The following is a 14,065-nucleotide window of genomic DNA, read 5'->3' as shown; positions in this document are numbered from 1 at the left end:
AAAAGCTGGATTGCTACACGATTGCAGCCACTGACTTTAGGATTTTTCCACGACGATCATTCCAGTTTCAATTCAACGTCAGCGCCCTTAAAACATTTTCCGCAGTCGCTGGCGCCGTCAATCGCACCGCCCCACTATCACCCCGTGCCTGCGCTACGGCATCGCGCAAGGCTTCAAATACGCTGATGGCCAGCATGAACGGCGGTTCTCCCACGGCTTTGGAGCCGAACACGTTGTCTTCCCTGTTCGGTTCGGGCCAGAGGTCGACCCTGAAGTGTTTCGGCACATCACCGGCGGTAGGGATTTTGTAGGTGCTGGGCGCGTGGGTGCTCAGCGCCCCTTGGTCGTTCCAAACCAGTTGCTCGGTGGTGAGCCAGCCCATGCCCTGCACAAAACCGCCTTCGATCTGGCCGATGTCGATGGCCGGGTTGATGCTGCGGCCGACGTCGTGCAGGATGTCCACGCGCAGCACCCGGCTTTCGCCGGTGAGGGTGTCAATAGCCACTTCGGTGCAGGCGGCGCCGTAGGCGAAGTAATAAAACGGCCTACCACTCAGGGTTGCTTTGTCGTAGTGGATTTTTGGCGTGCGGTAAAAACCGTCGCTCCAGAGTTGGATGCGGTTGGCATAGGCCAGTTTCACCACCTCATCGAACGGGCGGGTGCTGTTGGGTCCATAGATCAGTCCACCGTCAAAGCGGATGGCGCCAGCGCCGCAGACGTCCAGACCGCCGACGAATTGAGCGAGGTTGTCGCGCACATGGCGGGCTGCAAACTGGGCAGCGCGGCCGTTCAGGTCGGTGCCGGCCGAGGCGGCGGTGGCCGAGGCGTTGGGGATTTTGCTGGTGTCGCTGGCAGTCGTCAGCACCCGCGACAAGGGCACGCCCAGTTCGTCGGCCACGATTTGCGCCACTTTGGTGTTCAGGCCCTGACCCATCTCGGTGCCGCCGTGGTTCACCTGAATGCTGCCATCCAGGTACACATGCACCAGAGCGCCAGCCTGGTTGAACAGCGTGGCGGTGAACGAAATGCCAAACTTGACGGGCGTGAGGGCGATGCCACGTTTGATCACCTGGCTCTTGGCGTTATAGGTTGAAATGGCCTCTAGCCGCCGTCGATACTGCGCAGTCAGCTCTAACTTTGATAGCAATGGTTGCAGGATGTTGTCTTCAACCTGCATGCCATAGTGGGTGGTGTCGCGTTTGTTGCTGTTCAGCGTCGGGCTGCTCAGGGCTTCGTCGGCGTAAAGATTGCGCTGGCGCACATCAAGCGGGTCCAGCCCCAAATGGCGGGCGATATCACTCAAAATAGTTTCGGTCACGATCATGCCCTGCGGCCCACCAAAGCCCCGAAATGCAGTGTGGCTCTGGGTGTTGAGCTTGCAGCGATAAGAGGAAATCTCAACATCTTCCAGAAAGTAGGCGTTGTCGGCATGGAAGATGGCCCGGTCTGCCACCGGGCCTGATAAGTCGGCGCTAAAGCCGCAGTGGGCCGCCATCATCAGCTTCAGACCACACAGGCGGCCAGTATCGTCAAAGCCGGCGGTGTACGCGTAGCTAAAAGGGTGACGTTTGCCAGTGACCATGAAATCTTCGTCGCGGTCCAGGCGCAGCTTGACCGGGCGTTTTAGCTTGGCGGCCGCCACCGCCGCCCACACCGCCAAGTGCCCGGCTTGGGTTTCCTTGCCGCCAAAACCACCGCCCAAGCGTCTGCATTCGACGCGAACTGCATGGTTGTCCAGCCCCAATGCGTGCGCTACCCAGTGCTGCACCTCGCCGGGGTGCTGGGTGCTGGAATAAATCAGCCACTGGTGTTGCTCTTGCGGCAGCGCGTAGGCAATCTGGCCCTCTAAATAAAAATGTTCCTGTCCACCGACCTCCAGCGTACCGCTCAAGGTGTGGGGCGCTCTGGCCAACGCCCGTGTGGCATCACCGCGGTTGACGAAAACCGGAGGCAGCACATAGCTTTGTGCGGCTAGCGCGTCTTTGACCGTGAGGATGGCGGGCAGCGCCTCAATCGCCAAAATTACTTTGCGGGCGGCGTGCCGAGCTTGAGCCACGCTGTCGGCCACCACCACACCGACCACTTGGCCGATGTGCTGCACCGTGTCGATCGCAAAAATGGGTTCATCACCGGCAAAAGCCGCCAGCATCGGGTCACCGGGAATGTCCTGGGTAAGGATGACCCCGCGCACGCCCGGCATGGCCAAGGCGATTCGGCTGTCAACGCCGAGCAGTTTGCCGTGCGCCACGGTCGAGAGAATGGGCGCGGCGTAAAGCGTGCCACGCACCTCGGGAATGTCGTCCACGTAGGTGGCGGCGCCAGCGACTTGGGCGAAGGCGCTTTCATGCGGGTGGGATTGGCCGCTGGCACGCGCGGCAACCGGGGTGCTGGGGCTCATGCTGGTTCGCCTTCCAGAGTGAAGGATTCGAGGTTGATCTGTTGCTCGCCCTGGCTCTCCAGCCAGAAGCGTTGCAACAGATTGCCCAGCACCAGCGTGCGGTAGGTGCTGCTGGCGCGCATGTCGGAGATTGGCTGAAACTCCTCTCGTAGCGAGGCCATGGCTTGCTGCACGGTGGATTGTGTCCAGGCTTGGCCAAGCAAGGCCGCTTCGGTTTGGAGTGCCCGCACCGGGGTGGCGGCGACACCCCCGACGCCGATGGAAATGTGCTTTACCAGTCCGTCCTCCTGGTGCAGATTCAGGGCCAGGCACACAGCGGAGATGTCATCGTCAAAGCGCTTGGATATTTTGTAGACGCGCGACCATTCTCCTTCGACGGCTTTTGGCACCTTGATCCAGGCCAGCACTTCGTCGGCGGTCATCACGTTGGTGCGGTAGCCGGTGTAGAGCGTCTCCAGCGGCAGCTCGCGCTGCACTACCTGGCCACTTTTTTCACTCATCAGCACCACGCGGGAACCCAGTGCAATCAGCAGCGGCATCGAGTCGCCAATCGGTGATCCGTTAGCCACATTGCCACCCAGCGTGCCCGAGTTACGAACTGGCAGCCCGGCAAAGCGGTTGGCAAACGTGTGCAACTGAGGTCGGTCCGCCACCAGCGCGGCGAAGGCATCGGTCAATGTCACGGCGGCGCCAATCGAGAGGTGGCTTGGGGTGTCTTCAATCAGCCGCAGTTCCTTGACCTTGGAGACATCGAGCACCTTGTCGAACTGTTTGTGCATTTTGTTGATCCACAGCCCCACGTCGGTGCAGCCGGCCACGATCTGTGCGTCAGGATGGGCGGCACGAGCGCTGAGCAGGGCTGTCAGCGTTCGGGGAGAGATATAAGCCAAATCAGGCTCTAGCCCTCGTCCTGCTTGCGCAAGTAGCTCTAATTTTTGTAGCAAATCGGGTTCATCGACACGCACCTGCGGCAGTTTTTCCATTTGCTGTGCTGCCTCCAGAATCGGGCGGTAGCCGGTGCAGCGGCACAGGTTGCCCGAGAGCTCCGCTTGTGCCAGTTCGCGGCTGATGGGCTCGCCTTGAACGACATGGTTCTGGTACATGCCAAACAAACTCATCACAAACCCCGGGGTGCAAAAGCCGCACTGGCTGCCATGAGACTGCACCAGCGCTTGCTGGGCTGGGTGCTGTGTGCCGTCGTCGGCTGCCAGATCTTCGACCGTCCACAGTGCCAGACCGTCGATGGAATGCGCCATCCGGATGCAGCTGTTAACAGCGCTGTATTTGAGCTTGCCACCGTCTGCCTCGCCCAGCACCACCGTGCAGGCACCACAGTCGCCCTCATTGCACCCCTCTTTGGTGCCGGTGCAGTTCAGATCCTCACGCAACACCTCCAGCAGGGTGCGGGTGGGTGGTACATTGCACAGCGTGACAATTTCGCCGCGCTTGATAAATTGAATGACTCGGTTCTTCATGGTCAGTTCCTTGGACGGCGTGTGAGACTGAATCAGGGTAAAACAGCAGGGCGTTCTAAGTTGTTTAGGCTAGCATAAGACGTGAAAATATTCATGAGTCACTCTAATTTGTTCATTGCGTTCAGTTCAGCATAAATCGTGCCTTCTTGGCATCAACTTTGCATGTGAATGCCATCCGCTCACTACGTGTCAAAAAACAATACCAACAGCATGACAACTCCCCGACTGCAACTTGCGGGCATTACCAAAAGCTACCCGGGCGTGGTAGCCAATAGCGCTGTGTCCCTGACGGTGATGCCAGGCGAGACGCATGCGGTGCTGGGCGAAAACGGGGCTGGCAAATCGACCCTGATGAAAATCATTTATGGCTCGGTCAAGCCGGATGCGGGCAAGGTCATGTTCAATGGCCAGGTGGTGCATGTGCGTAATCCGCAGGAAGCCCGCGTGCTGGGGATCAGCATGGTGTTTCAGCACTTCAGTTTGTTTGACACCATCACGGTGGCCGAGAACGTTTGGCTGGGTCTGGACAAGCGCTTGAGCCTGCTCGAAGTTACCCACAGCATCACCGCCAAAGCGGCTGAATATGGGCTCGATATTGACCCCGCCCGACCGGTGCATACCTTGAGCGTGGGCGAGATGCAGCGTGTGGAAATTATCCGCGCCTTGCTCACCAACCCGCAATTGTTGATTCTGGATGAGCCCACCTCGGTGCTGACGCCGCAAGCGGTCGAAAAGTTGTTTGTGGTGCTCAAGAAGCTGGCCAGCCAAGGGTGCAGCATTTTGTACATCAGCCACAAGCTCCATGAGATCCGCGAGTTGTGCAATGCCTGCACCGTACTGCGCGGCGGCAAGGTCACGGGGGTCTGCAACCCGGCACAAGAGACCAACGCCTCGCTTTCCAAAATGATGATTGGTGCCGAGCCGCCGCTGCTGACCCGGCGCACCCAAAAAACTGGCGCGCCCGTCTTGCGCGTGCAAAATTTAAGTCTCGCGCGCGAAGATCAGTTTGGCATGGACCTGGAAAATATTTGCCTGTCGGTCAAGTCGGGCGAGGTGGTGGGCATTGCGGGTGTCTCAGGCAATGGCCAAAAGGAATTGCTCTACGCCTTGTCGGGTGAAGACATGCGTGCACCGTCGGGCAGTATTTGCATCGGTGAGGTGGATGCCGCCAGCCTGCACCCTGGCGCCCGTCGCAAGCTGGGGCTGCATTTTGTGCCAGAAGAGCGTTTGGGCCGGGGTGCCGTGCCGACCTTGAGTCTGGCGCACAACCTGCTGCTGACGCGTAATGAATCGATATCTTTCCCACGCTTCGCCGGGGGCTGGATTCGGGTGCGTCAACTGGAAGCACATGCCGCCGACATCATCCAACGCTTTAACGTCAAAGCAGGGGGACCGCGCGCCGTAGCGCGTTCGCTGTCGGGGGGGAATTTGCAAAAATACATTGTGGGCCGCGAAATTGACGCCAACCCCAAGCTGTTCATCGTGTCGCAGCCGACCTGGGGCGTCGATGTCGGCGCTGCCGCGCAAATTCGCGGTGAAATTCTGGAACTGCGCGATGCCGGTTGTGCCGTGCTGGTCGTTAGTGAAGAACTTGAAGAATTGTTTGAGGTCAGTGATCGACTGCACGTCATCGCCAACGGCCGCCTATCTCCCTCGGTGCCGATTGCCGAGGCTACGGTTGAGACGATTGGCGAGTGGATGAGTGGGTTATGGGATGTGAATCATGCTCAAGCTTGAAGCCCGCCCTCAACCTTCGGCCATGTGGAGCTATGGCTCGCCGCTGCTGGCCTTGTTCATCACCGTCATCCTTGGTGTCATGCTGTTTGTTGCCTTGGGCAAAGACCCCGTGAGTGGTTTGTTGGTGTTTTTTTGGGAACCCATCAAAAGCGTGTATGCCCTGGGTGAATTGACCGTCAAAGCCACACCGTTGTTGCTGATCGCGCTCGGTCTGGCAGTGTGTTTCAGGTCCAACGTCTGGAATATTGGCGCCGAGGGTCAGTATGTGCTGGGCGCTATTGCCGCCAGTGGCGTGGCCATGATGGCGGATAAAACCACCGGTGGCTGGATCGTGATTCCCATCGTTTTGGCAGGCGTGTTGGGCGGCATGTTCTGGGCAGGCATTACCGCTTTTTTGCGCGACCGCTTTCACGCCAACGAAATTTTGGTCAGCTTGATGCTGGTCTATGTGGCCGTGCAGGTGCTCAGTTACATGGTTTCAGGGCCATGGAAAGACCCCCAGGGCTATAACTTTCCACAGACCAAGAATTTTGATCTGGTGACCCGCATCCCGCGTCTGTTTGAGGGCTCGCGGGTCAGTATTGGTGTGTTTTTCACTTGGGTTGGTGCGTTGGGCACCTGGATATTTTTGTTTCGCACCCGCTCCGGCTTTGCTCAGCAGGTTGGCGGCCTGGCACCAGCGGCGTCCCGCTATGCCGGATTTTCTTCGCGTCGGGCCCTGTGGGTAGCAATGCTGGTGTCGGGTGGTATGGCCGGTCTGGCGGGCGCGCTGGAAGTCGCGGGCCCGATTGGACAGCTCACGCCCTATGTGCCGGCAGGTTACGGGTTTGCGGCCATCATCGTTGCCTTTGTCGGGCGCTTGCACCCGGTCGGCATGATTTTCTCGGCCATGTTGATGAGCATGTTTTATATCGGGGGTGAGTTGGCGCAGTCGCGCTTGGGTCTGCCCAAATCGCTCACCGGCGTCTTTCAGGGCTTGTTGCTCTTCACCTTGCTGGCCTGCGACACACTGGTGAATTACCGATTGAGGTGGAAGAAATGATGGAATCCTACGCACTGCTGATTGCTGCCACCCTCAATGCAGGCACCGTGCTGGCCCTGGCATCTCTAGGGCTGCTCATCAACGAGAAGGCCGGCATCGTCAACCTGGGCGCCGAGGGCATGATGTTGTGCGCGGCCATTGCCGGTTTTGCGGCGGTGGTTCACTCGGGCAGCGATATGGTCGGGTTCGCTGCGGGCATCGGTGCCGGTGCTTTGCTGGCGCTGATTTTTGGCGGACTGGTGATTTGGCTCAACACCAATCAGTACGCTACCGGCCTGGCGGTGAGTTTGTTTGGTACCGGTTTTTCAGCCTTTGCCGGCATTGCCTATGTGCAGGAAAAAATCCCGGAGCGCCCTCACTTTGCCGTTCCTTATCTGTCGGACATTCCACTCTTGGGCCCGGCCTTGTTTCGGCACCACCCCCTGGTCTACCTGACCGTTTTGTTTGCCTTGGGTCTGATCTGGTTTTTGTACCGCACGCGCAGTGGGTTGGTGTTGCGCAGTGTCGGCGAGAGCCCTGAGTCAGCCCATGCCCTGGGCTACCCGGTGCGTCGCATTCGCCTGATGGCCGTGGTTGCGGGTGGTGCGCTGTGCGGCTTGGCGGGTGCTTATATTTCTATTGTCTATACGCCTTTGTGGGTGGAAGGGATGGTGGCGGGCAAGGGCTGGATTGCCCTGGCGCTCACGACTTTCGCCACCTGGCGGCCGGCCCGTGTCTTGTTGGGAGCCTACCTGTTTGGGGGTGTGACCATGCTTCAGTTTCACTTGCAAGGTATCGGCGTGGAAGTGCCGAGCCAGTTTTTGACCATGTTGCCTTACGTCTCCACCATCGTAGTGCTGGCACTCATTTCAAGAAATCCCCAATGGATTCGTATCAATATGCCGACATCGATTGGTAAGCCTTTCTACCCCGGCGCCTGATTTCCCGTTCATAATTTCACTTTTTCTCAACCCTGTCTCAACCACCTCACTCCAAAAGGACCTGACATGACCGACCTCCAAAAACGCTCGCTCCTCAAAATTGCAGCACTGACCGCCGTGGCCTCTGCCGCGATGGTCGGTTGTGGCAAAAAAGAAGAACCAGCGCCGGCTCCAAAACCTGCGCCTGTCGCTTCGGCACCAGCGCCTAAGGCCGAGCCCTTGAAGATTGCCTTTGCCTATGTCGGCCCGGTCGGTGATGGTGGCTGGAGCTTCGCGCACGACAACGGTCGCAAGGCCCTGGAAAAAGAATTCGGTGACAAGATCAAAACCTCGTTTGTTGAAAACGTGCCCGAGTCGGCCGATGCCGAGCGCGTCATTCGCGATATGGCGGGTCAAGGCAACAAGCTGATTTTTGGCACCACGTTTGGCTACATGGAGCCGATGCTCAAAGTGGCTGCCGACACCAAGGGCGTCAAGTTTGAACACGCCACCGGTTACAAGCAGGCCGAGAACATGCGCACCTATGACAGTCGCACCTACGAAGGCGCGTACATGGCGGGTGTGATTGCGGGCAAGATGACCAAATCCAACACGCTGGGCGTCGTGGCTTCGGTGCCAATTCCTGAAGTGGTGCGCAACATCAACGCTTTCACGCTGGGCGCGCAGTCGAGCAATCCCAAGGTCAAGACCAAGGTGGTATGGGTGAACGAGTGGTTTAACCCACCGAAAGAAACCGAAGCGGCTACTTCCTTGATCAACGGCGGTGCCGATGTGTTGTTCCAGAATACCGACTCACCCGCGGTGCTCAAGACGGCAGAGGCCAAGGGCAAGCGCGCTTTTGGTTGGGATTCCGATATGACCGCTTACGGCCCCAAGGCCCACTTGGCATCCGCCGTGATTAACTGGGGTCCTTACTACATCAAGGCCACCAAGGAAGCACTGGATGGCAAATGGGTCGGTGGTACGCATACTTGGTGGGGCGTGAAAGAAGGCGCCATCGACTTGGTGTCGATCGCTGAAGACGTGCCTGCCGAGACAAAAGCCAAAGTCGATGAAGTCAAGAAAGGCCTCGTCGATGGAAGTTTCTCAATCTGGAAAGGCCCCATCACCGACAACACCGGCAAGGTGCAGATCGCCAAGGACACCGTCGCGGATGACAAGTTTCTGGGTGGCCTGAACTTCTTTGTCAAGGGCGTTGAAGGCAAGGTGCCTGGTAGCAAATAAACGTCATTTCACTAGCAGAATCAAGTCGCCTTGGGGCGGCTTGTCTGTTTTTTGAAACATCATTTGACTACTTTAGCGCGGTATTTACACAGGTTTTACATAAGCCTGTGCGAATGCATCACAATACCGCCTGACACAAAAGCACAGTTGTGCGTGGCGTGTTAATTATTAACAACTCTGGAATAAATATTATGACAAACCGTCGCGAATTCATTGCTCAAATCGGCCTGGGTGGCTCTGCCTTGTTGGCTGGTAACGTCATGGCTGCTGACCTGCCAATGGTTGCTGATGCTGATCCACAAGGTAAAGCGCTCGGCTATGTGGCTGACGCTGCTAAAGCTGACAAAGTGAAATTCCCCAAGTTTGCTGCAGGCCAAAACTGCACCTCTTGCGCTTTGTTCCAAGGTAAGGCTGGCGCTGCTTCCGGTCCTTGCCCCTTGTTTGCTGGCAAACAAGTGGCTGCCAAAGGCTGGTGCTCCGCTTACGCCAAGAAGGCTTAAGTCTGCCCCTTTCAAGGAGGCGGCACTGGTCGCCACCTTGTCTGAACAAGGCACCGTCATGGTGCCTTTTTTTCGTCCCAGCTTTGCGATACTCGGTGCATGCAGTTACAAGATATTCTTTATTCTCAGGGTTTTGGTACCCGCCGTGTGTGTTCTGGCCTGATTCAACAGGGCTTGGTTCAGGTTTATGAGTCAAATGAGGCGCTAGCCCCCGTGCCCTGTTCGCAGTCAGCTACTGATTTTGTAGCGGATGGCTTGCGTTTTCGGGTTCAGGGTGTGGACTGGCCCTACTTTGAGAAGGCCTACGTGATGCTGAACAAGCCCATGAACACCGAGTGCTCGCAAAAACCCTCAACCCATCCCAGTATCTACACCTTGTTGCCCTCGCCCTTGCGTCTTCGCCCCCAAAAGGGCGCTGTTCAAGGGGTGCAGGCGGTCGGGCGGCTGGATCAGGACACCACCGGCTTGTTGTTGCTGACCGATGATGGCAAGTTCATCCACCGCATGAGTTCGCCGCGCCACCATGTCCCCAAGGTGTATGAGGTGACGGTCAAGCATCCGCTGGATGAGGTGCAGGTTAACAAGTTGCTGTCTGGCGTGGTGCTGGACGACGACCCCAAGCCGGTGCGGGCAGCAGCATGCGAGGCGGTATCAAGCCACCATCTGCGGCTGACCTTGACCGAAGGTAAATACCACCAGGTCAAGCGCATGGTAGCGGCGGTGAGCAACCGGGTGGAGGCCTTGAGCCGCTCGCAAATTGGCGGTTTACGTTTGCCTGATGATTTGGCGCCTGGGCAGTGGCGCTGGTTGACACAGGCCGATCTGGCTTCTATTGCCAGTTGAATGAGTACTTTTTCAACGATAGTCACCTGTTCATTGCAGGATAGGGATTCCGTTCTGTCTTGATTTAACCCGGTGTAGGCGCGCCATTGGCCGCGCGTGACTATTTCATACAGTCTGATATTGACGTTATTAGATTTCCATTGAAAATCCACGCCATGAATGTCATCACCTTGCAACAGAATAAATGGTTTAAACGAGCGCTGCGGTCCATGGCGGGTGTCTTGGCGTTGTGGGTGCTGGCTTGGTTGGCAGTGCCGCCGATTCTTAAAAGTCAGTTGGAGAAAGAAATGACTGCGCAGTTGGGGCGACGCGTCACGCTGGGGGCGGTCGATTTCAAACCCTGGTCGCTCGAACTCACGCTGCAAGACCTGGCCGTGGCCCGTGCCGCAGGTACTGTCGATACCTCACCGCAGCTCAGCATCCAGCGTATCTATATTGATGCAGAGTTGCAGTCTCTGGTGCGACTGGCGCCGGTGCTGGACGCGATCGAGGTGGCGACGCCTCGTTTGAGCCTGACGCACCTGGGCGAGGGCCATTACGATGTGGACGATATTCTGGCGCGACTGACTCAACCCACCGACAAACCCGACGCAGCGCCCCTCAGGTTTGCACTTTACAACCTGGCTTTGAGCGGTGGCGCGATGGATTTCACCGACAAAGCGGTGAACAAGTCCCACGTCCTGCAGGATTTGCAGATCAAGCTGCCTTTTTTGAGCAATCTGGACTCGCAACGGACCGTGCTGGTGCAGCCGCAACTCGCGTTTCGGCTCAATGGCAGCCAGTTTGACTCTGCCGCGCATGGTACGCCTTTTGCACAAACCCACAAGACGGATGCCACCTTCAAAATCACCGATCTGGATTTGGCGCCGTACTTGGCCTATGTGCCCGCCGGTTTGCCGGTTCAGCTGATGTCAGCGGTGCTGAATGCTGACCTCAAGGTGGCGTTTGAGCAGTCGCCCACGATGGCCGTCAAACTCAGCGGCACGCTGCAGGCGGGCAAAGTCAAGCTCCAGCGCCCGCTTGTCAAGTCGCCGGAGTTGCTGGACTTTGACCTGCTCAAACTCACGCTCGCCGATGTGCGTCCGCTGGAGCGGGTGGCACGGCTGGCGGCGGTGGAATTGACCGGCGCTACGCTGAGTGTTCACCGCGACAAGTCGGGCCAGATTAATTTGGCGCAGCTGTCAAAACCGCAAAATGCTACTAAAAAAATAGCTACTAACGCAAGTAGCACGGGGGCTACAGCCAAAAATGACTCAAAAGAGGGTGCCTGGAAGCTCGACATCGCCCAAGTGCGCCTGAACAATGGCGCGCTTCATTGGACGGACGAGGGCACCGCACCCGTGGCGCGGCTGGGCTTGAACGATGTTGCACTGGAAGCCACAGGTATTGCCGTTCCATTTGTTCAACCCTTGCAGTTTGGCGGATCGGCCAAGTTGGCCACTTTGGCCGAGGGAAAGCCGGGCCCGGCCGTCAAACCCGCCCCGGTGGCCGCTTTTAGCTTCAAAGGCTCCGCCACCGACCAGGCAGCCACGCTGAACGCCACGCTGGCTGAGTTGCCGCTCGGCATCGCCGGGCCCTATCTGGCGAAATTCATGACGCCTTCGTTGAGCGGCATGCTCAACGCAGACCTTGGCGTGACCTGGAAAGCCAACGTGGACCCCGAAAAACCGGCCGAATTGTTGCTCGATGCCAAAACGTTGACGCTCGACGGCGTGGCCTTGACGCAGGGCAGGGCGAGTCTGGCCAGCATCAAAAAAATTCAGGTCGAACAAGCGCTGCTTGACGTGGCGAAACAAAGCGTCACAGTCGGTAAACTGAACGTGACACAGCCCAAAACCGGGGTGCAGCGCGAAGCCGATGGGCAATGGATGTTTGAGCGTTGGCTTAAAGCCGTGCCTGACACCACGCCTGCACGTCCAGCGGACAAGAAACCTGTCACCCCAGCCAAACCTTGGGGCGTCGCCATTCAGGATGTGGCGCTGGAGGGTGGCGCTTTTAGTTTCATGGACAAATCAACCGGCAAACCGGTGGCGGTGGACCTGGCAGGCGTGTCGGTTCAGTTGAAAAACTTTTCCACCACCAGTCCCAAACCTTTCGGCCTGAACGTGTCGACCCAGCTTCGAGCCGGTCACACCGAAGCGGGTCGGTTGGCTTGGCGTGGCACCTTGGGGCTGAGTCCACTTACGGTGCAGGGCAAGCTGGACGCCGTCAGGGTGCCGGTGCACGCGTTCGAGCCCTATTTGGCCGACACGTTGGCTATTGAAATCCTCAAGGCCGAAGCCAGTTTCAAAGGCCGGGTCAGCTATGCGCAGACGGCAGCAGGCCCGGTGGTGAAGGTCAACGGCGACGCCGCGATCGAAGAGTTTCAGGCCAACACCTTGCCGCAAGGTGATGAGTTGTTGAGCATGAAACTGCTCAGTTTGCGTGGGCTGGACTTGGGGCTGTTGCCCGGCAGCGCCACCAGGGTGTCAGTTCAAGAAACGGTGCTAAGCGATTTCTTTGCCCGACTGATCCTCAGCGAGGCCGGGCGTCTCAATTTGCAGGACGTGATGAAAGTGCCAACCCAAGCCGCTGCACCCGCCCTGGCTTCTTCAGCGCCGATTAGTCATGCTTCAGATGCTTCTAAATTAATAGCTACTAGCGCAGGTAATACGGGGGCTACAGCCCCAATAGATGCTAAGCCGACGTTGGCGCCCGTGATCAGCTTCGGGCCGATCAGCGTGATTGGTGGTCGGGTGAATTTCTCGGACCGATTCATCCAGCCCAACTACTCGGCCAGTTTGACGGAACTGACCGGCAAGCTCAGTGCGTTTTCGTCGCAAACCCAGCCGGGTGTCGTCAATCTGGCTGATCTGGAATTGCGCGGTCGCGCTGAGGGCACGGCGTCGCTGGAGATCACCGGCAAGGTCAATCCGCTGGCGACCCCGTTGGCGCTCGACATCAAAGGCCGCGTGCGCGACCTGGAGTTGCCGCCGCTGTCGCCGTATTCGGTGCGTTATGCGGGTTATGGCATCGAGCGCGGCAAGCTCAGTGTCGATGTCGGTTACGTCATTGCGCCCGATGGCCAACTCACCGCCAGCAACAATATCGTGCTCAACCAACTCACTTTCGGCGAGAAGGTGGACGGCGCGCCAGCTTCTTTGCCGGTGAAGCTGGCGGTGGCCCTGCTGGCCGACCGCAACGGCGTGATCGATATCAACCTGCCGGTGAGCGGTTCCTTGAGCGACCCGCAGTTCAGGCTGGCGCCGATCGTGTTCAAGCTGATTCTGAATCTCGTGGTGAAGGCCATTACGTCGCCGTTCAGTTTGCTGGCCAGTGCCTTTGGCGGCGGCTCTGACGAACTCAGTATGGTGAACTTTGCACCCGGCTCTGCCGTTCTGAGTGAGCAGGCCAAACCGGGTCTGGACAAAGTCGTGAAAGCCCTGATCGAGCGTCCGGCGCTCAAGATGACTGTGATCGGCACCGCCAGCCTTGAAGTCGAGCGCGAGGCTTTCAAGCACGAACAACTCAAAGCGCTGGTGCAAGCCGAGAAACGCCGTGCCGCGATTGTCAATGGGGCGCCTGCGAGCCCCCCTAATGAAGCCCATGGACAGGGCGTTGTCTCGGCGACGGAATACCCGGTGCTGCTCAAAGCGGTTTACCGGCGCGCCGATTTTCCCAAACCGCGCAACCTGATTGGTCTGGTCAAGGACATTCCCCCTGCAGAGATGGAAGCCCTGATGTTGGCGAACCTGCCCGCCACCGAGGACGCCATGCGTGAGCTGGCGGTGCAGCGCGGGGTGCATGTGCGGGACTATCTGGCCAGTCAAAAACTGCCCACTGAGCGCCTCTTTTTAGGTGCCGCAAAAGCGGTTCCACCTGAGGCAAAATGGAGCCCCCGCGCGGAGCTGAATTTAACGACTCAATAGTTCGTCCCCGAGACTTTT

General features: G+C 58.2%; 9 protein-coding genes. 7 read left to right on the top strand and 2 right to left on the bottom strand.

Translation table 11 applies throughout. The features are described 5' to 3' along the window. Positions 1-67: 67 nt before the first annotated feature. Positions 68-2,398 (bottom strand): xanthine dehydrogenase molybdopterin binding subunit, encoded by a 2,331-nt coding sequence (gene xdhB, locus WCG50_RS03580; RefSeq protein ID WP_336898198.1) that lies wholly within the window; start codon positions 2,396-2,398, stop codon positions 68-70. Further along, on the bottom strand, positions 2,395-3,873 hold the full coding sequence (gene xdhA, locus WCG50_RS03575) for a xanthine dehydrogenase small subunit (RefSeq protein ID WP_336898197.1): 1,479 nt from the start codon (positions 3,871-3,873) through the stop codon (positions 2,395-2,397). The genes xdhB and xdhA overlap by 4 nt, the downstream gene beginning before the upstream one ends. A gap of 210 nt (positions 3,874-4,083) precedes the next feature. On the opposite strand from xdhA, the gene WCG50_RS03570 reads away from it, so the two are divergent. From WCG50_RS03570 to WCG50_RS03540, 7 genes are all read left to right on the top strand, one after another. Then, complete coding sequence (locus WCG50_RS03570; RefSeq protein ID WP_336898196.1) at positions 4,084-5,610, top strand: ABC transporter ATP-binding protein; 1,527 nt, start codon at positions 4,084-4,086, stop codon at positions 5,608-5,610. Continuing rightward, positions 5,597-6,652 carry an ABC transporter permease gene (locus WCG50_RS03565; RefSeq protein WP_336898195.1) on the top strand — a complete coding sequence of 352 codons (1,056 nt, stop codon included), beginning with the start codon at positions 5,597-5,599 and terminating at the stop codon, positions 6,650-6,652. The genes WCG50_RS03570 and WCG50_RS03565 overlap by 14 nt, the downstream gene beginning before the upstream one ends. Further along, the gene (locus WCG50_RS03560; protein WP_336898223.1) at positions 6,652-7,572 is read left to right on the top strand and encodes an ABC transporter permease; all 921 of its coding nucleotides are present in this window, start codon (positions 6,652-6,654) and stop codon (positions 7,570-7,572) included. The genes WCG50_RS03565 and WCG50_RS03560 overlap by 1 nt, the downstream gene beginning before the upstream one ends. Before the next feature lie 66 nt (positions 7,573-7,638). After that, positions 7,639-8,796, top strand: coding sequence for a BMP family ABC transporter substrate-binding protein (locus WCG50_RS03555; protein ID WP_336898194.1), 1,158 nt, complete (start codon positions 7,639-7,641; stop codon positions 8,794-8,796). 191 nt (positions 8,797-8,987) lie between these two features. After that, positions 8,988-9,296, top strand: coding sequence for a high-potential iron-sulfur protein (locus WCG50_RS03550; protein ID WP_336898193.1), 309 nt, complete (start codon positions 8,988-8,990; stop codon positions 9,294-9,296). A gap of 99 nt (positions 9,297-9,395) precedes the next feature. Continuing rightward, complete coding sequence (locus WCG50_RS03545) at positions 9,396-10,139, top strand: 16S rRNA pseudouridine(516) synthase (protein ID WP_336898192.1); 744 nt, start codon at positions 9,396-9,398, stop codon at positions 10,137-10,139. A 155-nt stretch (positions 10,140-10,294) separates the two neighbouring features. Then, positions 10,295-14,047 (top strand): DUF748 domain-containing protein, encoded by a 3,753-nt coding sequence (locus tag WCG50_RS03540; RefSeq protein ID WP_336898191.1) that lies wholly within the window; start codon positions 10,295-10,297, stop codon positions 14,045-14,047. Positions 14,048-14,065: the final 18 nt, after the last annotated feature.

It is taken from the genome of Rhodoferax sp. (genome assembly GCF_037143375.1).
Taxonomy (GTDB): Bacteria; Pseudomonadota; Gammaproteobacteria; order Burkholderiales; family Burkholderiaceae_C; genus Rhodoferax.
The sequence above is the reverse complement of the archived record's forward strand: the minus strand, read 5'-3'. Positions and strand labels throughout refer to the sequence as shown.